This is a genomic window from Grimontia celer (assembly GCF_900055185.1).
Classification (GTDB): Bacteria; Pseudomonadota; Gammaproteobacteria; order Enterobacterales; family Vibrionaceae; genus Enterovibrio; species Enterovibrio celer.
In genome coordinates this window covers 1819518-1845124 of record NZ_FIZX01000002.1, presented here as the reverse complement: position 1 = coordinate 1845124, position 25607 = coordinate 1819518, and the positions used below count along the sequence as shown (strand labels likewise).

22 protein-coding genes are annotated in these 25607 nt (G+C 48.2%); 12 read left to right on the top strand and 10 right to left on the bottom strand.

The window, feature by feature from the left end; translation table 11 throughout:
- Positions 1-189 precede the first annotated feature (189 nt).
- Positions 190-717 carry a DUF4395 domain-containing protein gene (locus GCE9029_RS18585; protein ID WP_062665564.1) on the top strand — a complete coding sequence of 176 codons (528 nt, stop codon included), beginning with the start codon at positions 190-192 and terminating at the stop codon, positions 715-717.
- Positions 718-776: 59 nt separating this feature from the next.
- Here GCE9029_RS18585 and GCE9029_RS18580 read toward each other — a convergent pair whose 3' ends face one another.
- Positions 777-3023, bottom strand: coding sequence for a DNA/RNA non-specific endonuclease (locus GCE9029_RS18580; protein ID WP_062665563.1), 2247 nt, complete (start codon positions 3021-3023; stop codon positions 777-779).
- A 203-nt stretch (positions 3024-3226) separates the two neighbouring features.
- On the opposite strand from GCE9029_RS18580, the gene GCE9029_RS18575 reads away from it, so the two are divergent.
- Both GCE9029_RS18575 and GCE9029_RS18570 read left to right on the top strand, forming a co-directional pair.
- Entirely contained in the window at positions 3227-3457 is a 231-nt protein-coding gene (locus GCE9029_RS18575; protein WP_062665561.1) for a DUF3820 family protein, read from the top strand.
- 182 nt (positions 3458-3639) lie between these two features.
- Positions 3640-4002 (top strand): MerR family transcriptional regulator, encoded by a 363-nt coding sequence (locus tag GCE9029_RS18570; RefSeq protein ID WP_062665559.1) that lies wholly within the window; start codon positions 3640-3642, stop codon positions 4000-4002.
- A 53-nt stretch (positions 4003-4055) separates the two neighbouring features.
- On the opposite strand, the gene GCE9029_RS18565 is transcribed toward GCE9029_RS18570, so the two are convergent.
- Positions 4056-5018, bottom strand: a complete 963-nt coding sequence (locus tag GCE9029_RS18565; RefSeq protein ID WP_062665558.1) for an aldo/keto reductase — start codon at positions 5016-5018, stop codon at positions 4056-4058.
- Positions 5019-5259: 241 nt separating this feature from the next.
- Complete coding sequence (locus GCE9029_RS18560) at positions 5260-6087, bottom strand: hypothetical protein (RefSeq protein ID WP_062665556.1); 828 nt, start codon at positions 6085-6087, stop codon at positions 5260-5262.
- Positions 6088-6661: 574 nt separating this feature from the next.
- On the opposite strand from GCE9029_RS18560, the gene GCE9029_RS18555 reads away from it, so the two are divergent.
- The 4 genes from GCE9029_RS18555 to galM all read left to right on the top strand — a co-directional run bounded on the left by GCE9029_RS18555 (position 6662) and on the right by galM (position 10595).
- On the top strand, positions 6662-7144 hold the full coding sequence (locus tag GCE9029_RS18555) for a YbaK/EbsC family protein (RefSeq protein WP_062665553.1): 483 nt from the start codon (positions 6662-6664) through the stop codon (positions 7142-7144).
- A 147-nt stretch (positions 7145-7291) separates the two neighbouring features.
- Positions 7292-8344: a UDP-glucose--hexose-1-phosphate uridylyltransferase gene (locus tag GCE9029_RS18550; protein ID WP_062665550.1), complete on the top strand. Its 1053-nt coding sequence runs from the start codon at positions 7292-7294 to the stop codon at positions 8342-8344.
- Positions 8345-8359: 15 nt separating this feature from the next.
- Positions 8360-9532 (top strand): galactokinase, encoded by a 1173-nt coding sequence (gene galK / locus GCE9029_RS18545; RefSeq protein WP_438356869.1) that lies wholly within the window; start codon positions 8360-8362, stop codon positions 9530-9532.
- Complete coding sequence (gene galM / locus GCE9029_RS18540; protein WP_062665548.1) at positions 9525-10595, top strand: galactose-1-epimerase; 1071 nt, start codon at positions 9525-9527, stop codon at positions 10593-10595. Before galK ends, galM begins: the two co-directional genes overlap by 8 nt.
- A 63-nt stretch (positions 10596-10658) precedes the next feature.
- On the opposite strand, the gene GCE9029_RS18535 is transcribed toward galM, so the two are convergent.
- Both GCE9029_RS18535 and GCE9029_RS18530 read right to left on the bottom strand, forming a co-directional pair.
- Positions 10659-11621 carry a nucleoside hydrolase gene (locus GCE9029_RS18535; protein ID WP_062665546.1) on the bottom strand — a complete coding sequence of 321 codons (963 nt, stop codon included), beginning with the start codon at positions 11619-11621 and terminating at the stop codon, positions 10659-10661.
- A gap of 232 nt (positions 11622-11853) precedes the next feature.
- Positions 11854-12420, bottom strand: a complete 567-nt coding sequence (locus GCE9029_RS18530; RefSeq protein ID WP_062665544.1) for a hypothetical protein — start codon at positions 12418-12420, stop codon at positions 11854-11856.
- Between the two features lie 202 nt (positions 12421-12622).
- Here GCE9029_RS18530 and GCE9029_RS18525 point away from each other — a divergent pair, with 202 nt between their 5' ends.
- Positions 12623-13822 carry an iron-containing alcohol dehydrogenase gene (locus GCE9029_RS18525; RefSeq protein ID WP_062665541.1) on the top strand — a complete coding sequence of 400 codons (1200 nt, stop codon included), beginning with the start codon at positions 12623-12625 and terminating at the stop codon, positions 13820-13822.
- A 136-nt stretch (positions 13823-13958) separates the two neighbouring features.
- A complete protein-coding gene (locus GCE9029_RS18520) occupies positions 13959-15293 on the top strand; it encodes a DEAD/DEAH box helicase (RefSeq protein ID WP_062665539.1) in 1335 nt (444 codons plus the stop codon).
- Between the two features lie 45 nt (positions 15294-15338).
- Here GCE9029_RS18520 and GCE9029_RS18515 read toward each other — a convergent pair whose 3' ends face one another.
- The 3 genes from GCE9029_RS18515 to GCE9029_RS18505 all read right to left on the bottom strand — a co-directional run bounded on the left by GCE9029_RS18515 (position 15339) and on the right by GCE9029_RS18505 (position 18432).
- Positions 15339-16730 (bottom strand): MATE family efflux transporter, encoded by a 1392-nt coding sequence (locus GCE9029_RS18515; RefSeq protein ID WP_062665537.1) that lies wholly within the window; start codon positions 16728-16730, stop codon positions 15339-15341.
- An 84-nt stretch (positions 16731-16814) separates the two neighbouring features.
- Positions 16815-17453: an acyltransferase gene (locus tag GCE9029_RS18510; protein ID WP_269449280.1), complete on the bottom strand. Its 639-nt coding sequence runs from the start codon at positions 17451-17453 to the stop codon at positions 16815-16817.
- Positions 17454-17493: 40 nt separating this feature from the next.
- A complete protein-coding gene (locus GCE9029_RS18505) occupies positions 17494-18432 on the bottom strand; it encodes a glycosyltransferase (protein ID WP_062665533.1) in 939 nt (312 codons plus the stop codon).
- A gap of 1187 nt (positions 18433-19619) precedes the next feature.
- On the opposite strand from GCE9029_RS18505, the gene GCE9029_RS18500 reads away from it, so the two are divergent.
- Positions 19620-20684, top strand: coding sequence for a DUF3541 domain-containing protein (locus tag GCE9029_RS18500; protein WP_062665531.1), 1065 nt, complete (start codon positions 19620-19622; stop codon positions 20682-20684).
- Positions 20685-20758: 74 nt separating this feature from the next.
- Here GCE9029_RS18500 and yegD read toward each other — a convergent pair whose 3' ends face one another.
- The gene (gene yegD, locus GCE9029_RS18495; RefSeq protein ID WP_062665529.1) at positions 20759-22111 is read right to left on the bottom strand and encodes a molecular chaperone; all 1353 of its coding nucleotides are present in this window, start codon (positions 22109-22111) and stop codon (positions 20759-20761) included.
- A 247-nt stretch (positions 22112-22358) separates the two neighbouring features.
- Here yegD and GCE9029_RS18490 point away from each other — a divergent pair, with 247 nt between their 5' ends.
- Together GCE9029_RS18490 and GCE9029_RS18485 are read left to right on the top strand one after the other, a co-directional pair.
- Positions 22359-22700 carry a hypothetical protein gene (locus tag GCE9029_RS18490; RefSeq protein WP_062665527.1) on the top strand — a complete coding sequence of 114 codons (342 nt, stop codon included), beginning with the start codon at positions 22359-22361 and terminating at the stop codon, positions 22698-22700.
- A gap of 492 nt (positions 22701-23192) precedes the next feature.
- Positions 23193-23942: a phosphoglycolate phosphatase gene (locus tag GCE9029_RS18485; RefSeq protein ID WP_062665525.1), complete on the top strand. Its 750-nt coding sequence runs from the start codon at positions 23193-23195 to the stop codon at positions 23940-23942.
- Positions 23943-23971: 29 nt separating this feature from the next.
- Here the strand turns inward: GCE9029_RS18485 and creD are convergent, their stop codons facing one another.
- Entirely contained in the window at positions 23972-25423 is a 1452-nt protein-coding gene (gene creD, locus GCE9029_RS18480) for a cell envelope integrity protein CreD (RefSeq protein ID WP_062665524.1), read from the bottom strand.
- Positions 25424-25607: the final 184 nt, after the last annotated feature.

The window sequence follows — 25607 nt, the reverse complement described above, 5'->3', positions numbered from 1 at the left end:
TAACGCAAGGGGTGTGCCAGTGATGGAGTTCAATGAAAACAGAGACTTAACTGATTTCCAAAAAGGGGAGAGCAAGGTATTGCTTGTGCGTTGGGCGAAAAGTTGCTCAGCGAGCAAGATTTGGCCGGGACTCAGGTAGGAATTTAACCAGCGTATAGACTTAAAGGAAAATGATTCAGGGAAAGGTTCATGCGCGCTGACGAATTAAAACAATACCATACCTTCTTCACCACCCCGATTTTGGCAATGGGACAGAGTATTCCGGGTGAAAGCGATCTGCGGATCAACGAGACTGCCACGCGTGCCCGAGCGGGACTATTGAATGTTTTATCCGCGGTCACCATGGTGATCCTTCTGGTTCGCCCTGAGTGGGATCCTGTGATTTATGTCGGCCCTTATGTGATTTTCGATATGGTGATGGCGGCGATGTTCGGGCTGACGCCCTTAAGCCCGTCAGGATTGTTGGGAACGGCGATGACCATGCACTCCAAGGCCATTTGGAAACCGATAAAGCCCAAACGCTTTGCATGGAGCCTGGGTGCCATTATGGGGATCACCTGTCTGACATTTCGCTTACTGGAAATGCCGGATATCTGGCTGTTTGCTGTGTTGGGCATCTGCTTTATGTTGACCTGGCTTGAAGCGGTGCTGGGGTTCTGTGTGGGCTGTTGGATGCATGCAAAGATGTTTGGTTGCGAAACCTGCGCTTTGGATTGACGTATTGAAAGAAGAAAGGCGCGGAGTTCCGCGCCTTTGGCTTTGGTTGCGAAGATTCGTTAACTGAAGTTCAGTACCTGCCCCTCAGCGCGTCGGCTCACCGATTTGTATTCCACTTTGGAAATGACAGTATCTTCCGTATCCAAAAGCTCAATCACTGTCCCTTTATTCGAAAGTGCTGCCCCGCCGCCCCCTGCGCGAACAACAATTTTGTGCTCACGACCTGGTGGTAACTTGGTCTTCTCGCGAAGGACTGTGGTGCCGGATTTAGTTCGGATTTGCCAGCCCGTCACGTCAATCAGTCCCGGCGTTTCATTTCGAATGGAGACCCACTCATTTTGATCGCCGACACCCGGTGGATTTGGCATCGCAGAAGCAATGACCACATCGCCTTCGTCATACAGCAAGACATCGGTATTGGAATGCGGAGCCAATAACGGATCGCGATTATCGCGACTTTTAAGTACCGGATAGAAAGAGCGTAAGTGAAAGCCGCGATCCTGGTTTTTCAGGGTCTCGCGGTATAGCACCAAATCGTAGCGCCAGCCGTTGATGGCGGCTCTGCGTTTGGATTCGCCATCAAAAAACGACAGTGGCTGGGTGTCGTTGCGGAAGCTTTCAAACGTCAGCATGGTGCCCAGTGCCAAGAGGCATTCCGGGCTCATACCCACGAAGAATCCGCCTTTCTCTTTCCATGCGATCTTCTCGCCCACGCGCCAGCTCATCGCCAATGTCGCGACATCGGTATTCAGGTTTCCTTCAGGGCCGTCGTAGAAAGAGCCTAGATACTCCAAATCGGCTTTTCCGCCGTTACCATTTTGCTCATCCCAGAAGAACTTCGCCCAGAAGTGATAACCCCCGATTTCATAGCGGGAGCCCTCACGCTTAATCTCGCCAAGAAAAACATGCTCAAAGCCCGAAGCATGTTTCACCTGACGGTTGCCAAAGTTGTTGGTATAGAGCCCGAACCAAATATTTCTGACTGTTTCGCGGAAGGTCTCGATGCTGGTTAGGTCTATGTACTGTCCTTCACCAAAAGTGGTGCTGGTAAAAGGCATTTCAGTGAGTTTGGCTTGGGCAAATCCAAGACCGCCTTCACTTTGATCATCCGTGATGTATTGGTAGACCGACTCCATGAGTGAAATCCGGTCTTCATCGTCGTAGCGGGCAAAACAGGTATCGAGGAAATGCTCAATCTCGGCCAGTTCAACATCGCTGTATTTCTCTTCGTCGCGTTCAAGCTCGTTATAGTTATCAATCAATCGCTTAAATGCCTGATAAGAAGGCAGGAACATCAGCTTGTCGGTATTCACTTCATCGAAGAGGAAGAACTTGGCCAAATCACGTTTGCCTGGGCGTCGGTAGCCTTGCTCATAGAGGCGGATATCTGCGTTCTCGTTCATCCAGCGACCATCTGCAAGACGGGTGACATCGAAGCGGTTGTCATCGGCATCCCAAAGTTCCTGGATGATGTCGGTGTATTTTCCTCGGTTATCCACGATGTCAGTCGGCGATTCGATAGGGCGCATTTCTGGCGTGTCGATATCGTTTGATGTGGTGAAGTTGTTTGGGGAGTAGAACATGGGGTTTGTATCGTAGAGCGCTTGCTGGAAATAGAGGTCAGTGAGCTCTGTGATTTGGGTAAGCGAAACCTGATAGCTTTCCAGATTAAGGGTATTCCGACCATCGTGATCGTCCCAGAACTCGCTTTGCTTCATCAAAAACGCGCGGCATTGAAGTTCGCCACCTTTGGTGAACACAATCACTTTCCAGAACGCAGACGGGATGTAAGTGCCTCGGTAAGGTTGGTCATTGATGGTGTTGATTGGGCCAGTGAATACAGAAAGTTTATCGTCGAGGTCTTCTTCTTCCAACAACCAGTTTTCCAGTTCCAGCCATTCATCCTGATTGAACTTCGCGTGCTGCAAATTGGCGTTGGTATAGAAAAAAGAGTCTTTGTTTGCCTGACTTGCCTCAGGACGGGAGCCCCAGGTAATGGCCGCACGACGCACCATATGGCCACGGTCCCAGACGTTGTTTTTGTACACCTCGGGGCCCGCCTGATAGTCAATGTCGACGCGGGGATCGAGCTTCCATCTGGCGCGCTTCAGGCTCATGAGTGTTTGCCTGTCGATATTGTGGGCGGTGTAGAACGCCATTTTTGTTTCCCGGTTCATCACCAGTGAAAAGTGTTCACAGTGCAAAGGCTCACCGTATTCCCAAGCCACATCTAACAGGCTCTCGCCCAGTCGTGGCAGTGAAACAGGAACACTCAAAAACTCGGTATTAAATCCTTGTGAAGGCATGGCAGTCACCTCTAGCTGTCATCATGAAGTGATACACATTAGTCAGCGTTTATGTCGCTATTGTTTTAACTAAGGATGAATAACCCATTTTGCCTACAACTGAGACGCTATCTCATGCTTGCTTTGACAGGTGGGGAGAACATCGCGCGAGCTGCACAGCGTGATAGACTCTCATTCTGCCCAATAGGAAGTGAAAAACGACCATGCTCGAAAAAGAAAACATGCTCAAACTGGCGAGAATGAAAATGCCGTTTGGCAAATATGCCGGAAGGGTGTTGATTGACCTACCAGAAGAATATTTGCTTTGGTTCGATAAGCAGGGGTTTCCCAAAGGGGAGTTGGGTCAACTCTTGGCCTTGTGTCTAGCACTGAAAATTGAAGGGCTGGATGAGGTCGTTAAACCACTAAAAGATGGACATACTTATCGCCAATAGTGCTGCCTTATTATATTGAAATTAAAAAGGATATATTGATTTATTAGACTCGCATTTTTCACTTTGAGCGATAGGGTTTCCGCTCCAGCATGTATATCGTGATGCCTACAACTAAATAGAGTTAAGGTGTTTTCGCCTATCGTTGGAGGAATCGTTTTAACCCGCTGTCATCAAGGTCATCTATGCGAATTCAAGAAGCGTCGGCTGCGAGTGGTTTGAGTTGCCACACGCTGAGATATTACGAACGAAGTGGTTTGATTTATCCAATTCCTCGCGATAGTTCAGGTCATCGATATTACCGTGAGCATGATATTCGCTGGTTGCAGTTTGTTCAGTGTTTGAAAGTGACCGGAATGCCGCTGAAAGATATTAAATCGTACGCAGAACAGGTCCAAGACTCAGAAAACAAAGCGAACCAACTGTTGAACATTCTGTTCAAGCACAAGGAAAGGCTCGAAAATAAGTTGGCTGAAACGCAGGATTTTCTTAAACACATCGACTGGAAGATAAACCACTACTCCGAAATTCTTCATGATCATCAATAGATTGTAGCGAGTGAAGCAGGCTTAGAGCCTGCTTTATCGTACGATGATTCTTCCTATACCGTCGCCATATCTAAAAAATCACTAATCTTCGAAAAATCCTCTGCTGATAGCGATACCTTTGACGCGTTTATCAACCCTGACAATTGATCAGGAGTTCGGGCACCAATAATCGAGCCTGTGGTTGCAGGATGAGATAGCGTCCACGCGATGGCCACTTCCGCAACGGTGCAGTTTCTTTCGTTCGCAATATCTCTCAGCGCCTCAACGAGAAGCAGGCTTTGCGAGAACCCTGGCTCCTGAAACAAATGGTTCTTGTGACGCCAATCTCTCTTGTCGAGCTGCGCAAACCGCGCTTTTGTCATGGAGCCAGTCAGGAGACCAGAAGCCATTGTTGAGTGGTGGATGGTGCCAACATTGTGCTCCGCGCACCAAGGTAATACTGCTTCTTCAATCGTGCGGTTGAGTAGGGAGTAAGCTGATTGGTTGGAGGTAATCGGTACGATCTGATGAAGCATCTCCATCTGTTTTACAGAAAAATTGGATACGCCTATGTGACGAACCTTGCCTTGCTTTTTGAGTTCAGCAAGCGTTTCCCAAGCCTCGCTAATGTTGGCTTCAGGAAGTGGCCAGTGTATTTGGTAAAGATCGATAGTTTCTACATTCAGTCTGCTGAGGCTATCTTCTACTTCTTTGGTTATCGATGCTTTTGAAAGTCGATTAAAAAGCGCTGTCTCGCCTTGGTTCCAACACAAACCGCATTTGGTAAAAATGTAAGGTTTACGCTTGGCTTGTCTTAGCGCTTTATTGATAACCACTTCTGCATTACCCAACCCATATGCGGGTGCGGTATCAATCCAATTTATACCGTTGTCTAGCGCTGTAAGGATGGTATTGATTGAGTCCTTTTCGGATTGCTGACCCCATCCCCAATCGCCAATGTTGCCACCAATAGCCCAACTGCCGAGTCCCAGTCGGCTAATATTCAAATCCGAATGACCAAGTTTCTTTGTATCCATTCTCGTTCCTTTGTCTTAATAGGTTTAATCGAACGACGACAGGAATAAGGGTTTGAGTAAGCTCTAAGTCAAAGGCCAATTCGATAGAACGTTGAGTTGATAGTTTTCTTTTCGATGGATGTCACGATGTATCAGGGTGGATTTCTTCTCCTCTTTGGACTTGGGGCTTCCTCTAATATTGAAAGGTAAGAAACAAAAAACGCGAGCCCGAAGACCCGCGTTTTTGCACCGATGAGTGACTTTACACCCACATAAACTCATCAGCTGCTGGCATTGGGTCAGTGCCACAGCCACACGCTGTTTCACCGTGACCACCATGGCCACCAGTACCATGTTCACCTGAACCATGCTCACCAGAGCCATGACCTTCATGCTCGCCAGTCAGCCAACCCATGCCCATTTCAGAGTGGGAAAGACCATCGACTGTGTTGCCGAACACTTCATTGTTCAGATGTTCCCAACCTTCGACAGCGGGTACAAAAATGCCGTCATGAATCACGTCGTCGAAGACAAAGCTCTGCGCGTCATCAAGCACCAATGGTGCTTGAGAAATGTGGTTTTCGCCGATAACGCCTGTCAGCAGTTCGCTTGTCGCTTCAGAGACGACTTTGATTGGGATCTGAAGAAGTTCGATGTCGTGCTCCAGGTGCATCGCCAAATGCTCTTCGGCCGTTTCAACGATGTCACCAACGCCATCTTTAATGATTTCCGGTACGCAATGCCCATTGCCTTCTGCGACAGCTTCAATTACTTCGCCTGTGGTATCGATGACTTCGCCAACGGCTTGACCAACCTGAGCCACGTTCATGGCAAAGTGGTGGGTGACAATCTCAGCCGCATCGGTCACACCGTCCACCACGGTAGCAACGGCGGCTGTAATGCCGTTGATTATCGGTATGTCTGCGGTGGCTTCCGCAATTTTGTCCCCAACCCAGCTTAGGCCTTCATCGATAGCACTGACTGCTGTACTTACAACGTTCGCAATGCCAGTTGCTACATCAGCAATCGCTTCGCCTACTTTTGAAATCGCTTCACCAATTCCACTGAACAGATTTGCAAAAAATCCCATGTTAAATTTCCCCTTTGTCGTGAAGTATTTTCACGTTTCCTTTTTGATGTCTCGTACTGCTAATCCGAGCCCTGCGAGTGCAAGCTGACGGTGTTTGAACTCCGCGAGCTGCAATGCTCTTTTCTCTGTGCCTACCCTTTTTATTGGAAAGGTCACGTCGTAAATTGCCTGTGCGTGGCACATAAAAAATACTGTTCAATTAGAAAGGGAAGGACAACCGAAAAGTCATGTTGTTAGGGGGTTTAATACGTTGATTTCTCACAAGGATTCAGGTGACTCGATGACTGAAATGTGCTGTAAAAATTGATAGAAGACTGAGAGAAAATTAAATAGGAATGAAGCCTATCAATCGGTGCCCATCAGCCATAGTTCCTTTTAAGCGGTGAGTTCGGTGTGCTAAACGCTGCGTGTTGGTCAATATCACCACTCTATGTGCGGGTACTGGGCGTATCAGAAACAGGAGAATTCAGGCTTTTTTGATGGCGCTCACTTGCAGGGATTTCTTATTACCCGTTCACTGGGCTTAACGACATTTTGGCAGGATAGGAAAGAAATATTGAAGGAGGTGGTCTAAATGGAAAACGCACTGAAACCAGCATCACAAAGGGTACAGACATTTTTGTCAGAACGCGGAAAAGCCTTAAAGGTGAAGCAGATGCCGGCCTCTACACGTACCGCTTCGGAAGCGGCTGAAGCGATAGGATGTACAGTTGGTCAAATCGCAAAATCCCTGATCTTTGAGGATAAAGCGTCGGGAAACCCCGTGCTGATTGTGGCCTCGGGTACCAACATGGTAAGCATGGACAAAGTGAAAGTTAATGCAGGATTAGATCTGAAAAAATCCAATGCGGATTTTGTTCGGGAGCAAGTGGGTTTTGCAATTGGTGGTGTGCCGCCTATTGCGCACAAACAAAATGTGATCACTTTGCTTGATGCCGATCTCAAACAATTCGAAGTGATATGGGCGGCAGCAGGTACGCCTAACTCAGTGTTCGAACTGACTCCCCAGGATCTTGATGATCTGACTCAAGGACGTTGGGTAGAGATTTCCCAATAAACCAATGTCCGCTTTTTTCATCAACAAACTGGTTATGTTTCTAACGGGTGCTATCATTTCTTTGTAAACGTTTACAATTAAGATAATTGCTCCGATACGAGAAGCGTTGTCTGAAGGACGCAATAGAGAAACAAGGCAGTTGATACCGTGAATACCCCGTTTGATCCAACCGATCACCCACATCGCAGATATAACCCCTTGACTGGGCAATATGTACTAGTCTCACCGCACCGTGCTAAACGGCCATGGAGCGGACAGGATGAAAAACCGTCAGAAGAGACACTTCCTGCTTATGACAGTGGCTGTTTTCTTTGTCCCGGTAACACACGGGTTTCTGGTGATGTGAATCCGGCCTATAAAGGCACTTTCGTGTTCGACAACGATTTTGCCGCTTTGATGACGGATTCTCCTAATCCAGAGGAAAGCGACAACCCACTGTTCAAAATCGAGGGTGCACGTGGTCTGAGTCGGGTGATTTGTTTTTCACCGGACCACAGTAAAACGTTACCAGAGCTTTCCCTAAAGGCGATTCGGGGTGTGATAGAAACCTGGAACGAGCAGATTGAATCTTTAGGTAAAGACTACCTCTGGATTCAGGCGTTCGAGAATAAAGGCGAGGCAATGGGATGTTCTCAGCCCCATCCTCACGGACAAATCTGGGCAAACAGTTTCCTGCCTAATGAAATTGCCAGAAAAGACGAACTCTTGAAAGCGCACTTTGAACGCTATGGAAAGAACTTGTTGGTGGAATACGTAGAGTCAGAGCAGAAAGAAAGAACGCGCATCGTCGTGGAAACGACACATTGGCTTGCAGTAGTCCCATTTTGGGCTGCGTGGCCTTTTGAAACCATGCTGCTACCAAAAGCACCGGCAAAACGCATGAATGATCTCGGGGAAGAGCAGCGTGAAGATTTGGCGCTGGCACTGAAAAAACTCACATCGCGTTACGATAACCTCTTCCAATGTCCATTTCCCTACTCTATGGGTTGGCACTATGCGCCGTTTTTCCAAGATGGTTCAGACACAGAACACTGGCAACTGCACGCGCTGTTTTACCCACCTTTGCTCCGCAGCGCAACGGTACGAAAATTTATGGTGGGCTATGAAATGTTGGCTGAATCTCAGCGCGATATTACACCAGAACAAGCCGCGGAAAGGCTTCGAGCCCTCAGCGACATTCATTATAAAAGCCTCGAATAAGGAACTATTTAGGGTATGAAGAGCGTAATGACGACGGATCTAGAAACGATAACTTCGGCTGCTTTTTCCCAGCATTTTGGCGACGCGCCGAGTCATCTTATTCAAGCGCCTGGCCGGGTCAATCTGATTGGCGAACACACAGATTATAACGATGGTTTTGTCTTGCCGTGCGCTATCGATTATCAAACAGTCATTGCTGCAAGCCGCCGTGACGACGATTTGGTAAAGGTAGTCGCACTGGATTATGGCAATGAGGAAGACAGTTTCTCTCTGGATGAAGATATTGCCTTTCTCCCTGAAAAAATGTGGGCGAACTATGTGCGTGGTGTGGTGGATTGCCTGAAAAAGCGGGGATTGGTTTTTGGCGGCGCGAACCTTGTGATAAGCGGTAATGTTCCGCAAGGCGCGGGATTGAGTTCGTCGGCAGCGTTAGAAGTGGTGGTGGGTCAAACCTTTCAATTGCTTTATGGCTTGCCCATCTCGCAGGCCGAAATCGCGTTAAATGGCCAGAAAGCGGAAAACGAATTTGTTGGCTGCAACTGCGGCATTATGGACCAATTGATCTCTGCAGAAGGTCAGGCAGATCATGCTCTGCTGATTGATTGCCGCTCCCTAAAAACTAAACCGGTTTCGATGCCGGAAGACATCGCCGTAGTCATCATCAACTCAAACAAAAAACGTGGTTTGGTTGATAGCGAATACAACACCCGGCGTCGTCAATGTGAAGAAGCATCTTCGTTTTTCGAAGTCAAAGCGTTGCGGGACGTATCGCTGGATACGCTGAATGAGCGTCGTGAAGCATTGGACGACGTGGTGTTTCGAAGGGCTCGCCATGTCATCACAGAGAACCAGCGAACTTTGGATGCGGCAGATGCACTTCGCCTTGGTGATATGACCGCGCTCTCTGCGCTAATGGCAGAGTCTCACACATCTATGCGTGATGATTTTGAAATCACTGTGAATGAAATCGACACACTGGTAGAGATTGTTAAAGAGGCGATTGGCGAGCAGGGCGGTGTGCGAATGACTGGTGGTGGTTTTGGCGGATGTGTGGTGTCTTTGGTGCCTGCCGCACTGGTAGAAACCGTCAAGTCGGCGGTTGAGATGCACTACGAAAAAGCCACAGGGCTTCGCGCTGAGATTTATGTTTGCCATGCCAGCGAAGGTGCGGGAGCAGTGAATGTCTGAAACCTATCTTGAAGCCTTAACGTCTTCGATGACCGCCACGCCTGCTTTCGATGGTTTACCGGCAAAAATTATCCACCTGGAAAACGCGGTGGGCATGACGGTTTCTCTGATGGATATTGGCGCCACATGGTTAAGCTGCAGAGTGCCTGCTGGTAATGAAAAAAGAGAAGTTTTGCTTCGTGCCAAGGACATGCCAGCCCACCAGGCTCAATCTGCCTATTTAGGCGCGACGGTTGGACGTTTTGCCAACCGGATCAAAGCCGGGCAGTTTGAAGTAGATGGGCAAAGCTTTGACGTGACCACCAACAACCTTGGCAATGCATTGCATGGCGGCACTGAAGGGTTTGATAAACGCCGCTGGGATGTCATTGCTGCATCCAAACAATCGGCGGCTTTCCGACTCATCTCACCGGATGGCGATCAAGGTTTCCCGGGAAACCTGTCAGTGACCGTCACTTATACGCTCAGTGATGACAACTCGCTTTCTATCGATTATGAGGCTCAGTGCGACCGCACTTGCCCGGTGAGTTTGACCAATCATGCATATTTTAACCTTGATGGGGAAAGTAGTGGCGAAAGTATCAAGAAGCATGCTTTATGGCTGGGTGCGGCGCGTTTTCTTGCATCGGATGAAGCACTTATTCCAACAGGTCAAGTGCGGGATGTGAAAGAAACAGGGCTCGACTTCACCCAACAAAAAACCATCGAACGTGATTTCATGAAGGATGAGGCGCAGCGTTTGGCTGCGGGTTACGACCACGCTTTCTGGTTTGATGAAAAAGATTGTGATGGTGAAAAGCGGGTAGCCAGACTAGTCTCTTCCTCTGCAGACTTAGCGATGTCTGTTGCGACGACAATGCCCGCGATTCAGGTTTATACAGGGAATTTTCTTGAGGGCACCCAAGGAGCGAGTGGAGATTATTTAAATCGTGCTGGCATTGCGCTCGAAACCCAGTTTTTGCCTGATGGTCCGAATCATCCAGAGTGGGGCAAAGCAGGCGGTATATTGGAGGAAGGTGAGGTCTACCGACATGTCACCCGCTATCAATTTTCGGGCAAATAACGCACAAAAAATGGTGAATCAAAAAAGGGGCACTCGCCCCTTTTAGTTTTTGGTGATTAGCGACTAATCGCTGTAGCTGGTGATGGCGTCGAGATACAAATCCAGCAGAGCCTGATCGTTAACACTCACCGCCACATTCTGTGGGGGATAGTTTGCCCACTCATCTGTCTTATGACCCGTATCTTTGTATTTCTGCAGCGTCAGACCTTCAGCGGGGCCTTCGCATACTACGCGGATTGGGCCTTTTCGCACTTCAAACAGGTCTGGGTCAATCACGTATGCAATGGCGGAGGGGTCATGCACAAAGCAGCCATCAACGCCCATACGTGTTTTGTAGAAGTCGAGATAGAAGCGGCTGATGTCCCACATAAATTCTCCAACCTCGCCACAGGTATCGCGCAATGTGTCGATGTAGTCAGTCGAGAAGAAGGCTTCATGGGTGACATCCAGGCCGACCACGGTGACAGGCCAGTCAGCAGTGAATACGATATCCGCCGCATGAGGGTCGTCGTGGACATTGGCTTCGGCGAAAGGTGTCACGTTGCCCGTGTGTTCATGAGTACCAAAAGCGCCACCCATAATCACCACTTCTTTTACCAGTTTGGTAATTTCCGGTGCCTGTTCGAGTGCCAGTGCAAGATTGGTCAGCGGACCAACAGCCACTAAGGTGATCTCGCCGGGCGAAGCCTTCAGCATTTCGATAATGTACTGGTGGGCAGGTCGGGAGTCAGCGCTGATGGTGGGGGGCTCAATGGGGACATCACCAAACCCGTTTTCACCATGAACGGCGACACTTGCGCCAACAGGTTCTCGTTTTAAAGGTTGCGTTGCGCCCTTTGCCACATCGCATTGGAAACCAAAGCGTTGTTTGAGGTATAGGGCATTTCGTGTGCTGGTGTCGATGTCTGCATTGCCATAGATTGTGGTTAAGCCAACCAACTCGATCGCCGGGCTTGCCTCTGCAAAGAGAATCGCCATTGCGTCGTCGATCCCTGGATCAGTGTCCAGAATAATTTTTGTTGTCATTGCTAATATCCGGCAGAAAAACTTCCCTTATTCTATGACGGCTTGAGGTACTCCACCGCCCATGAATTGACTTAATATTGTGATTCCGTTCAATATTCAGCAGCAAGCATGAGTAAGGTGTATTCATTTATTCAAGGAAGAACTAATAAATATGCAAGATCAGTTTTAAAAGCCAAGTTTTTGGACAAGCAAGGCAGGAGTGAGAACGCGGCATTAGCCGCGCTCGAAAGGGCTATTCGTCGACGCTAATACCCGCTTTCGCGGCGATGTCGGTTTCAAAACCATCAAGGCTGACCTGATTCTTCTTCAACCAATATTTTTGTATGCCTTCCGCACCTTGACGCTCAGACCATTTCGCCAATTCTTCCCTGTCACCTTCATAGTTGTAGAAGGGCACAGACATTCCGCAGGAAGCCTGCACCATATCAATATCCAACAGAAATACTTGGCGTGAAGCGATGCTTTCCGGGAACAGTGAAATGTAGATCTCCCATTCCGGATCGTTTCGATGTAGTGCCCGTGCCTGCCCGTAAGCGCGCAGAATCAATGGGGCACCTTCAAAAGCACACCACATCACGGTCATTCGGGCGTCTTTCATCACATGCGCAGCGGATTCATTGCCGCTTCCTGTCAGGTTGAGCCAAGCCAGGGTTTTGTTATTGATCACGCGAAGCGAATCGCCACCTTTGGGGGAGATATTCACTGAGCCGGAATCGGCAGCAGTGCCAACAAAATAGATTTTCTGCTGTTCAATAAAACTGATTTGTTTGTCGTTGAGCGATTTGGTGGTTTGTCCCATCAGTGTATTTCCGTCCTTTTGGCTGAAGTTTAACCAACATAACACCCAGTGAACTAATGACCAATTCCATCAGCGCTATTGAAATCCGTTTCTTACCGAAATATGAGTTCTGCGTGATGAATCGCTGTTTTCTATGGGAAATTTCTAGTGGACGCTTCAATGCTTGCCTAGTCTGAAATGACAGTAACAGGAGGTTTTATCCATGTTGGTGAAAGCAACTCACAAAGGCTATATGAAGGCGCTGAAAATAGCGGCGCGTGTCATTCCTATTCCCCGCCCCACGCTTTTTACAGGGGCTGAAAGTGCGGAGCAGCTTTGTGAAGCGATTAGTCTGATGAACCTCGGAAAGCTCTTGCTCGTCACCGACGAAGCTTTGGTGGAAGTGGGAATTGTAGACCAAGTAGAAAGCGATTTACGTCGACACGGTGTCGAATTTGTCAGGTTTGATAAAGTGACGCCTGATCCAACGTATCCGCAGGCAGAAGAAGGCTTGGCGGTTTACAAGCGAGAAAGTTGTAAGGGGATTCTCGCTGTGGGTGGCGGTTCACCGATTGATTGCGCCAAAGTGATCGCTGCGCGGGTGACTAACAACAAAGCAATCAAAAAGCTGGCAGGGCTGTTGAAAGTATGGCGTTCACCGGCACCTTTGTTCGTGATCCCAACGACGGCAGGCACTGGTTCTGAAGTAACCGTCGCCGCCGTTATTTCTGACCCAGCCAATCACCAGAAAACACCCTTGATGGATCCCAAGCTTGTGCCTCTAATGGCAGCGTTGGATCCGCAGTTGATGACAGGTCTGCCACCGCATATCACTGCAGCAACCGGGATGGATGCACTGACGCACGCTGTTGAAGCTTATATCTCGCTCAATGCCACCACAGAAACCGATGCTTACGCCACAGCTGCGCTGAAACTCATTCATGGCAATTTGATTGCTGCATACAAGGATGGTCAATCGCTGAAAGTCAGGCTGAATATGGCGATGGCATCTTATTACGCTGGGTTAGCATTTACGAAAGCGAGTCTGGGTTACACGCATGCCATTGCCCACAACCTGGGCGCTAAATATGGTACACCTCATGGCGCAGCCAATGCGCTGGCTTTACCTCATGTATTGGAAGTGTCGATACCTTCCGCTAAGGCGCGTATTTCGAATTTGGCCAAGATGGTGGAAGTAGGGGATGAAAGCTGGGATGACCAAACCAATGCCAGCGCCTTTGTGAATTACGTGGTGTCACTGCAGGAGGCAATGAACATGCCGCGTTCCTTGCCGGACATCAAACCGGAAGACATCACCCAGATAGCGAAGAACGCCATTCGCGAAGCCAACTGGAATTATCCTGTTCCACATTATCTCACCTTGGGTGAATGCGAACAGCTTGTAGCCAAGATTAGGGCTTAGCGCCAACTCAGCCCAACGGTCAACAGACCCTAACACTGTCATTTCATCTTCCACATGTTAGAATGCGCGCCCTTTGGTCAGGCGCGCTTTTGCCGTTCTGCCGTACTTTGTCTTCTCAACTATGCCGAGATTTCTCATGTCATTCTCCAAACTGGGCCTCAGCCAACCGATCGTTTCCGCCGTGACGGAATTAGGTTATCAGCATCCAACGGCTATTCAGGAAAAAGCCATTCCTGTCATTTTGCGTGGTGAGAACCTATTGGCAACAGCGCAGACAGGCACTGGTAAAACGGCAAGCTTTCTGCTTCCTTTGATGGAAATGCTGAGTCAGGGCGAAACTCAACGCAAAAAGCGTGTGCGTGCGCTGGTGCTGGCTCCGACCCGAGAACTGGCCGCGCAGGTAGAAAAGAATGCTAACGAATACGGTAAGCTGTTGTCTCTTAAAACACTGGCAATGTACGGTGGCACAAGTTCAGCATCTCAAAAGCAAAGTCTGATCGAAGGTGTGGATATTCTGGTAGCCACGCCGGGACGTCTGCTGGATATGATGTCACAGCGCGCTGTTCACTTCGATGAGCTGGAATGTCTTGTTCTGGATGAAGCTGACCGTATGTTGGATATGGGCTTTATCGAAGACATCAACAAAATCATTGAACGCCTGCCAGTTGACCGCCAGAACCTGCTGTTCTCTGCAACCTTGTCAGACAAGGTTCGTTTTCTTGCTAAAACCGCCGTGCCTAATCCGGTTGAAATCAGTTCAGAAGGGAATAGTAAAGCGGACATTGAGCAATGGCTGACAACCGTCGACAAAGACAAGAAATCGGCACTGCTTGCGCATCTCATCACTGAAAATGGTTGGGATCAGGCGCTGATCTTTATTGAAACCAAACATGGTGCAGCCAAGCTGGTGGAGCAACTGGGTAAGCGCAGTATTGAAGCAGAGTCTTTCCACAGCGGTCGCAGCCAGGCTATGCGCGAGCAGTTACTGGAAGATTTCAAATCCGGCAAGCTGCAATTCTTGGTTGCCACCGGTGTCGCAGCGCGTGGTATCGATATTGAAGAGCTGAAGCGGGTAATTAACTATGACCTGCCGTTCCCAGCCGATGACTACATTCACCGTATTGGCCGTACCGGCCGAGCTGGGGCAAAAGGCGAGGCAGTCTCTTTTCTTTCAAAAGACGATTTCAAGAACCTTTGCATGATTGAAAGCCGTCTGGGGCATTTGATTGAACGACGTGAAATCGAGGGCTTTGCCCCAAGAAAACCCGTGCCTATTTCTATTCTGAATTACGTACCGAAAAATAAGCGCGAGCCAAAAGCGGGTGGCGAGAAAAACACGAAAAACAGCAAGCCTAAGCAGGCGGCAAAACCATCAAGAAAGCCGCAATCCAACAAGCGCGCTGAACGCAAACCATCAGGCGAAGATCGCGTTAATCCTTGGGCGACATTGAGCCCTAAGAACACTAAGTAAACCTGACCCGTGCTGAAAAAGGAGCCAAATTGGCTCCTTTTTTGATCAACTCATCGCTGCGGCAAGGTTACGAATCCATCTTCCTGACTTGAGTCGCCAAAGGCACACAACCAGCTTTAAGCTTTCTTCTACAAGCACCAAGCCAAACAGATAAACGGCAGGCCATTGAAGCCAGTGAGTCAGCAAAAAGGCGCAGGGTAACAGCACAATCCATTGGGCGAAAATATCGGTGAACAGACAAAATGAGGCATCTCCGCCTGCCCGTAGTACACCCACGATAAGCATCATAGAAAGACTCTTTATGACCAATGAAAACGCCATAATGTCATAAAGAGTGAGTGCCAATGCTTCTGCATTTGAAGGAACGTCATTGTGGAAGAACAGCGATACCAAAGGCGTTTTGAACAACATCAATAACACCGCTGAACCTATCCCAACCACCAAGCTGGTAATGAGGTTGGCACGCACGGTATCGGAAAGCTCGCCTTGCTGTTCTGCGCCCACTTTATTTCCCACCAGAATCGAACCTGCAGTCGCCAAACCGATCAACAGGGACATGGCTAAGGCTTCAATCGGTGCTAATACGGAAAGCGCAACCAGAAGATCCGCATCTCTGTATCCAAGAATGGCATGAAAGGCGAAAAGGCCAGCAGCCCAAACCACGCTGTTAATCGCAGCAGTTATTGAAAGCTTACTTACTATCCGAATGTCGCTGACTTTCAATGTGGTGAATTGGGAAGGGCGAAGAATAGCGAGAGGGTGCTTGGTGAGTTTTAGGTAGCCAATGAGCAGCAGACACTCAACAACGGCACTGATCAATGTGCCGATAGCCGCGCCTTTAATTCCCATGGCTGGCATTCCCCAATGACCAAAGATCAGAACCCAATTCAGTAACAGGTTGAGGACGACACCAATAAGGCTAACTTTAGTGGCGATGCCGGGTTGGTGCATAGCGCGCAGACCACAAGCCAGAGACGATGTCACGGCAAAGCAGAAAAGGGTGAATGCAATGGGTTTTAGGTAGTCGGCACCTTTAGCAATAACATCAGGTGACTGGGTGCCCAATGCCATGAGGGCTTCCGGGAAAACAAAGAGCAAAACGAAGAAACAAGCTGCTGTCGCCAGACTTAGCAACAGAGTGATTAAAACGGTGTTGAGGAGCTTTTTCTCTCCGCGCACTCCCTTTTCGCCGAAGCATTGCGCAGCGACCTGTCCGCCACCAATGCTCAAACCAATGATGAAAAAACTGATGATCATTTGCGCTTTTGCAGCGAGACCAACGGCTGCTATTTCTAGCTCTCCAATCCCACCAAGCATCAAGGTGTCAACGACACTCTTACTAGAAAATACTGCGGTTTGGAGAGCGACGGGTAAGGCGAGGGCGAATAAAGGTCCATTCGCCAGAAGTCTTGATGACAAGGCGTAAGATTTTGACATAGGAGTATCCGGAAAAAGCAGATCCTTCGAGCTTTTCGAGGGCTTAATGACTTCAGTTTGAAGAATGAAGGATCTGCAAAAAGGTTAGGAAACAGCGTCCAGTTGTTTAACGATGGTCGCGGGGTTTCCCATTGCTATACAGTTGTCTGGCACATCTTGGTAAACAACACTGTTTGCGCCAACGACGGCATTTTCACCAATGGTCACGCCTTTGAGGATCGTGGCTCCCATACCAATCCAGGCATTGTCTTTGATGGTGACTTTGGCGACGCGTGTGCGTGCTGCTTCATCATCACTCCAACGTCCTGTTACCGGATGACCACTGCTGTCCATAATGGTCACTTTTGGGCCAAACAATACTTTGTCGCCAATTTCTACTTCGTTGTAAGAAACAATCGCTGTGCCTTGCATGACACAACCTTCACCGATCGAAATCTTGCCGGACTGACTGCTATTCACCTTCACAACCGTCAGACGTACTGCGCGGTTTTCGAAGGCTAGATTGTCTTCGGAGTACAAAACCGTTCCTTTACCGATGGAAATGCTTTGAGCGAAATCCTGCGCATCAATCAGCGAGTACTGAGCATCTCGGGCGTAGTTATCGGAATCCCTTGCGAGCGTAAACGCGATATGAGGGTCTCCGATAAAGGTGGCATCCTCATCCAGAGCTATCTGTTCGCAAAAAAGAGTTCGGACATCTTCCGTTGTTCTTCCTTCAGACACGGGGAAGATATTTTCATAAACACACGGCATAAATCTGATCTTATTCCTGCGCTACGATTGGCTGGGTTTTAGGTTGTGGTTTATACAAAGAGGGGTCAGCCATAGGATGATTAGGGCTGCTTTTCAGCACTTTGATCAGCTTGTTTAAGGGGAGATCGTTAATCTCATGGTCCAAGCCGTAGTAGCTGGTTTGCCAGATGTTGTATTTGCTGTGAATTCGCTCAGCAGCGCTGCGTGAACTTTCACTGGTATCTTTCACTTCTTTTGGATGAGGCCAGTGGAAGGAAGACATCGCTTTATCAACGATAAACATGTTGTTGTTGATGAAAAGGCGAACGCCCAGATCAACGTCTTCACCACCCCAGCTATTAAAACCTTCATCAAACAGACCAGCCTTGATCAGTTGCTCGCGCTCTGCCGAGACGTGGCAAGTCCAGAATAAGTCAAAAGGCGCAGGCCAGTCACAGATGTTGTGTCCAAGGTCATCGTACTGAGATTGGCGTATGTCGTAAGCACCCTGTGAATCCAGCTCAGCCAGAATTTGGTCAACGTTCGTAGGTGTGATGACAGATTCCATTTTTTTAATGCCTTCGTCATCAAGATCAAAGCCATAAACATAACCAACAATCGCAATAGGGTGCGTGGAAACCTTATGTCTGAACAGATGTTCTTCCAAGGTACCAGTGCCTGGAAGCACACCAGTGTCGAGATAAACGATGTATTTGCCTTCTGCAATAGCAGTGCCTACATTTCTAGCTTTCCCCGCTCGAAAACCTTTGTCCTCTTGCCAGAAGTACTTAATATTTAGTCGGTCTGAAAAAGACAGAGCAACATATTCGGAATCATCCATTCCACCATCGTCAACAACAATAACTTCGAAAGTTTCTTTAGGAAGGGTTTGCTCAGATAAAGCCGTTAACGTATGTGAAAGAAGATCTCTTCTGTTATAGGTGGGAATAACAACACTTAATTCGATCATTTTTACTTCTCTATTATTTTCTAACCAACGAAAGGAATAATAAGAGCTGTGTTTTTAGAATCAACATCACATTTTTTCAATTATTTACAATTGCAAACCTCTGATTTTGATTATTGTTCTTAATAAACAATTAGTTAAATGGTTTTCTCGGCTTTATTTACGTTTTGATTCATGCGATAGATATCACATTGAGTGTTGTGTACATTGCAGGGTATTGCATGAAGCACATTTTTAAATCGCATTAATTGCGGCTGTTTTAATCAATCTGAAAATAGTTTAGGTATATCCATTGTTGAAATTATATACAGATTGTGAATGAGAGATATAAGAATGAACCAGAGATTTATTCTTTAATTAAACGCTATGTTTCTTAATTTTTGGTAATTATTGATGTACACAATAAAGTTCTAAAAAATAAAGACGCTCTAGAGTTTTCGTGTGTCTTGAAACTTGTATTTTCTGCTGAGTGTTGATACTGGGTTAGGGTTCAAACTAATGTTTTGTTTGGGCTAGTAGTGAGATTGGGGGGTGTTACCAGAATATAATGTGCTAATGATAACTATTACCAACTAATCATCTAAGAAAGATAATGTGAAAGATGTCGCAGTGGAATAAGCGAAAACTGTCTCAACGTAGATGTGCGCCGCACTAAGGGTTCTCTGAGCTCCAAATCAACTTAATTTGTGTCATAAATGATGTCTATCTCAATAGCGGAATGCGTTGAGGTGCTTTTTAACTATCAGCTATCCACTGCCTTTTGTTTGCTGATGACTCTCTTGTCACTGGTTGTTGTCCTTTGGTGCACTGGAGAGGTTTCGTCAATACTTGGCGAACACCCACCTGAACATTTCTCCCTACGAAAATAGGTTCAGGTGGGTGGTTTCTTCCTTCTTCCCAGCTCTCTTGTTCAAGCTACGTGCTTCCAAACCTTCGATTTCATCTCAACAGCCCCTAGCAGCGAATCGACTTTGCTCAGCGCCTCCGGCCGCTTGGTTTACAGCATACTTCCAAACCGTTTGCCAGTGTTCAAATAATGGTTTGTCAGAAAACTTTGCACAGTCCTGTTTGTTTAATGACACAGCTGCGATAGCTTGAGCGCGAAACAAGTTCACTGTGCCAGAGTGTATGTGTTCAAAACCGGAGAACGCATATGACCAGAACCGAGAGAAGCCGAATTGAAAAGACGAATGACTAGGGTCGCTGTAGGTATGTTAACCGCTGCCCTTTTGCTGACTGGATGTGCACAACCTTCAACGGAAAAGCAAGATGCAGCAGTCATCAAGAATACGTACGACACCAATTTGGCGGAACTGTCAGCCTACCAATTGGGACATTATGGTTTGCGTATGTACCGCCAGACTCAGGACGACAAATACAAAGCTGCGGTTTGGACGGACATGGCGCGTGTGGCTGATCGTCTCAATGAATATGCAGCGACCATTCACAACAAAGAAGATGTGGTGAAGCTGGGTAAAGTTAGACTGAAAGTGTATGACTCTGGTGACTCCGAGCGAGATGCGCTGCGTCATGCGGCTGCGCAAGGTCGGGAAGAGTATCTGGTTCTGGGGGCCGGCTTGATTAGCAGCATGGCTCGCGCCAATGAATATGGTCTTGAACACATTGATGACGAAAGGCTGCACGAAATCCTGAGCTGGTATGATTTCAGTGAATACGCGACGAATCCTCAGATGATCCGAGCATGGGCAGCGCAGCTTGCCAATCAGGTTTACTGGTTGAAGCAACTTGGCGAGCAGGACCATACGGCAGCATTCGATAAAGCCTTCCGTGATACCTATCCTGATAGTCAGGACGTGAACCTTACAACTCAGCAATTCAACAACAAACTTTATGGGATGACACACATCATTCTGGCCGCCTCTGAGTACTACAGAAAGCCCGTCAACGAAGCGGACTTCCAGTGGATTTACGATTACTTCCGCGACAATTTCGATGAGATTGCAGCACGTTCAAAAGAAGATGTGATTGCAGAAATCGGTATTACTTTCCTGCTGGCAGGGCTTGATGATGATCCTATTGTTGCTCGTAGTCAGGACATTATTCAGGAAGCGATTAACCGTGATGAAGGCATGGTGCCATCCGTTACCGGCAGTACAGACTTGGCCAAGGGGGAACACCGTAATGTTCTGGCTATTATGTTGCTGGATTGGCAGGGTGCGAATGCAGTGCCAATGGCCGGGCAGGACAGTCGTGTCGTATCCAATGCACCTTGGGGACTGGAAGCCAAAGAATAGGCGAAAGACACCGTGGGAAAAGACACAGTGAGACAAGGGTCGGCATGCCGACCCTTTTTGTTATCAGTAAAAGTTCAACGGAACGACTTTTCGGCGTAACGTGCCAGGCCAGAGGTGACTGAGCCAAAGAAGTCGCCGGCAACGATAGGCACACCTGGTAGAGTGCTTTCCAGCAAGGCGCGCAAGATAGGTGAACGTGCGCTGCCGCCAGTCATAAAAATAGCGTCCGGTTTGGTTGCGGATTGTGCCAGCGCTTCGTTAACCAGTTCACTGACTTTGGCCACTGGATTGGCAATGGCATCGGCTAACTGTTGTGATGTCACATTCGCGCTCAGAACTTCCTGAACAATCGGTAGGTCAATGTGTGCGTTGTCGCGCTCAGATAGGCTGATTTTCAGCTCTTCAGCGCAGCGGACAATCTGATAACCCAGTGTTTCACGGTGAACGCGCAGCAGGCGGGCAATTTTCTCCGGCTCGCTGGCATCACGCATCAGTTGCTCCAATACGGCGCGGTTTGCCGACGCATAAAAATCAGATTGCGCAACCACATTGTTTATAGCAATCGGGTTCCAGAACTGGGTCACAGGCATCGCAATACCACGCTGTAGGGTCGAGTCTTTACCAAACATCGGCATCAGCTGTTCGAATGCAAGATGAATATCCAGATCGTTACCGCCTACTCGACAACCAGAATGCGCTAACAATGAAGCACGACGGTCTTCTTTATTTCGCCAGCTCGGCCCCATCTCAATCAAACTGCAGTCCGTTGTACCACCACCGATATCCACAACCAGTACAGTACTGTCTTTTTCCAGCGTACTTTCGTATTCAAGGCCAGCGGCGACCGGTTCAAACTGAAAAATGATGTCTTTAAAGCCTGCGCGTTTTGCAGCACGGGTCAGAATAGATTCAGCTTGCTCGTTGGCTTTATCGCCACCGATACCCTGGAAGTTGACCGGCCGACCGATAACGGTCTGCAAGATATCCTGCTGAGTTTCAGCTTCGGCTTGTTGTTTAATGTTCGCCATCATGGCGCAGACCAGATCTTCAAAGAAGCTGATTTGCACATCGCGCAGTCCGGTGGCACCAAGGAAAGATTTTGGAGATTTAACGTAGTAAACCTCTTCAGGATCCTCGAGGTAAGTGTCGAGAGCTGCTCGGCCAAAGCGGAGATCACCCGGCTCAACATCAATGCCTTCTTCACGGTTAAAACTGACCGCACGGCGCAGGAGTTGCTCGCCGACCTGATCGGTGGGTTTGATGTTGAAGTGACGCCAAAGGTATTCACTCACTGCTTCACGGGTAGGTGCGCAGAGGGTGGACGGAATAAATGGGCTATTGCCTTCAAGGGGTAACAGGCGCGGTGTGCCGTTTTCCATCATGGCGACAGAACAGTTAGCTGTTCCATAGTCGAAGCCGATAAACATCGGAGATCTCCAGCGTCAAAAAGGCGAAGTAGTTTACGTGAACGGTGAATGATATCAAGCGAGAAGAGCTGAATGAAAATGACCGATACGCGTTAGCGCTTCCTAATCAAGCAATTACGAGAATGTCGTGAAACTTTATAAGTGAAGTTGCATAAACGATACATGATGTGATGAAGATCAAATTAGGCTTTAGACATGCCACTTCAAATAGGTGGAAGTGTAATTCCTTGATTTTAAGGAGGACACCATGAAAAGTGCCAAGGAGTTTGCGGCTTGGTTAATGGAACGCTTCGACACACATTCTGATGTCTGGCTCACGCGAAATGATATTACTGAGCTCACTAGTCGTCAGTCAGTGAGGAGCGAGTTCATCCATGATGTTCACTGTGAGTTGATGAACTTTGGACGCGCCCTCATCGCCGACATTAAAAACAATCGCTACTACATGGTTTCTCTCAGCGATACCTATTGGAAAGATGTTGGTGATATCTATGCAGAACAGGCCAACAAGTCTTCGAGTCAGCTTAACGACGTTGAGGCCCTCCCTCCTGATAGAGACAACACGAGGGTGACGCCACTTCGAAAATAGATTTCTCTCTTAGTCCACTGCCATTGTTTCTCTTTTTGTCTTCTATCTTGGGCCTGTATTTCAGGCCTCTTTTTTGTTCAACCCTAGCAATACGAGATCCTATACGACGGCCCTCTTGATTGTGCGCTGAAATGAGACAAAGTGAAGATTTTTTGAAAATTTAATCTCTCATTAAAACAGAAAGATAGACTGGTTTTTTATCCTGTAAGGTCAAAGATCAAAGACATAGACAACGTACGGAAAAGCAGTCCCGTTTGCTTTTCCCACGACTCTGCTAAATTAGAAATACGACGTCATTTCTTACGGACTGCCGCCTTCAAATTTGTAGTCAAACGTCGTCAGGGTTAGCGGACAAAGACAGTGCATTTTCGATATTCCCCGCCTTTACAGAACTGAAAGGTCTGACACCAAAAACGCGCGCCAGAAGTGGCTCTGGCGAACTCTGGGATCTGCAGGCCGGATCCTCATCATAAGAAAAACATGGAGTGACCTATGTTGCCAGCAACAGAGGTAAAAGCAGTCGTTTTTGAATTAGATGGTACTTTGGTGAACACGGCGGCGGATGTGCGCTATGCTGCGGAAGAAATGCTCGCCGACCTAAAACTTCCCAGTCTGAATGTTGAACATGTCAGCGACTGGCTGGGCGATGGTTCAGACAAACTGATTCACCGTATTCTTTCGCGAAAAATAGATGGCTCGGTGCCTGATCCGGTATTCCGGTTAGGGAGCGCGTTATTCCTTAAAGCATATCAACGCCGCAATCATGCCAGCGCAGAGCTCTACCCGGGCGTAGAGGTGTGTTTGCGTCAACTAACAAAAAAGAAAGTGCCGATGGTGGTCGTCACCAATCAGGCAACGTCATTGGCTAATGACTTACTTACCCAACTCGGGATTCGACATCACTTTGCCCTGGTGCTAGGTCGAGATGCATTGCAAGAGCCCAAACCTTCACCTGACGGTTTGTTGGAAGCGGCTTTGCTGTTGCAGGTTAACCCTGATCAACTCGTGATGGTCGGTGGCAGTGTGAATGATGTGAATGCGGCTAGAGCAGCAGGTTGTGGCGCAGTATGTGTCAGCTATGGATACAACTACGGTGTGGACATTCGCTACGCTGCACCTGATGCGGTTTTGGATTCTCTGGCTGACTTCCCCACTTACCTGCAGGACGATAAACCACGAGCCACGAAGGCAAGATCAAGGCGGGGTAAGAGCACAGCAACATCTGCAAAAGAAAGGCGCTGAAAAGCGCCTTTCTTTTCCCACTAGGATAATTACTCCTCGGCCACTTGTTCTGCTTTGTTGGCCTGCCTTCTGGTGAGATACATCAGCGTCAGAAGCACTGCAACCAATAAGCCACTTCCCATCAGGAGGGCATAATCTTCAAGACGGAGAATGGAGTAGAGAAGGGTGTACAAACCCAGCAGCATTGAGAGCATGATCAGCCCAGCATTGCGATTCCCTGTCGCGCTTCCCACGTATGCAGGGATACTGACTATCGGCATTACAGCGGCTGCAATGTATGCCATGGTGAAGCTCAGATGCTCGGACAACGCAAGCAACACAAGATAGAACAGTGTCATCGCGGCACCGACCATCACATATTGCAGCACTGAAAGGCTGTGTCCCTGACTGAGCTCGAACATCAGCAAAACAATAAAGGTCAGCGCGACGAACAGAAGACCGTACTTCAGTGAACGCTCGACCTTTCCGTAGTGGGTCACAGGTTCGAAGAGCTGGGTGTGTGCTTGCGCTTCGACCAGATTAGCACCGCGGCTTTCCACAAAGATCTGAGGATAGTTGCGGCTCAGATGACTGATTTCCCACAATGCCGAAAAGCCAGTATCTGAGATATTTCTCTCTGTTGGCAACATACCGCTGAAGCTTGGGTGCGGCCAGTCTGTGGTCAGAGCAAAGGTCGATGTTTCCCCAAGAGGAAGGAACCCAATGCCTTGCGAACCGCGAAGGCGGATTTTGAAATTCAATGAAAAAGGGACCGGATTTTCTGATAGTGCTATTGGACGGTGAAAGCCTCTTCTCAGTGCTTCGGTGGTGACGCCAGTACCAGACATCAGGTTGGCTTGAGGTTCGAGCCCCTCACCTGTCACAGTAAACACATCAACGCCATCAATGGCTTTGTTGGCTGAAAGCCCGAACACCAAACGTGCAGCATCAAAATAGATGTGTTCAACGTTGTTGATAGTTGGCACCTCGAAATCAAACTGGGCTTTACCTTCAATGGTGCTTTGGTAAACAAGGGAGTGGTAAATGCCACGGTCGCGGAAATCGTGGTTCAGTTGTGCCTTGATATCGAGGTCTTTTGGTAAAATGATCAACTCATCTTGCATCACGGTTCGGCGCTCTTTTCGTTCACCGTCGTCGTTAGTTTCCTCGGTGATGACCACGTAGCTATAGGGTATTGCCAGTACCGGGCCAGCCAGCAGCTGTTCGCTGCCCCAAGATTCGCCAATTTCATGGACGACATCGCGATACAGGCTCTCGCGTTCCCAGGCCATGTCTTGCACCATTGCCAGCGGTGCGATAATCAGCACGCAGAGCACAGCGGCTAACACGCCTTTTAGAAACAGTGAGCTTTTTGCTTTGAACACGGGGCTTTCGATATTGCCGCCGAAGCGGGCCAATCCACCCTTGATAAGCGCAAATGCGCCAAAGCCGAATACGGCAACGATGATGAGGATGACTATCCCTGCAAAGAATTCAATCATGATGCTTCCTTGGTGGTAAGTGAAATATCAATTGGTTTAGTGAATGCCATTAAACCAAAGGAAGTCACTCACAGGAGGGCAGACTGATGATCAATTGTGGCGAAAAAAGGGCGATGCGAAGGGGGATTAGTTTAAGGCAAGAGGTAACTGGAAGAATTCAGTCTCAACAGAGGAGAAAAAACTA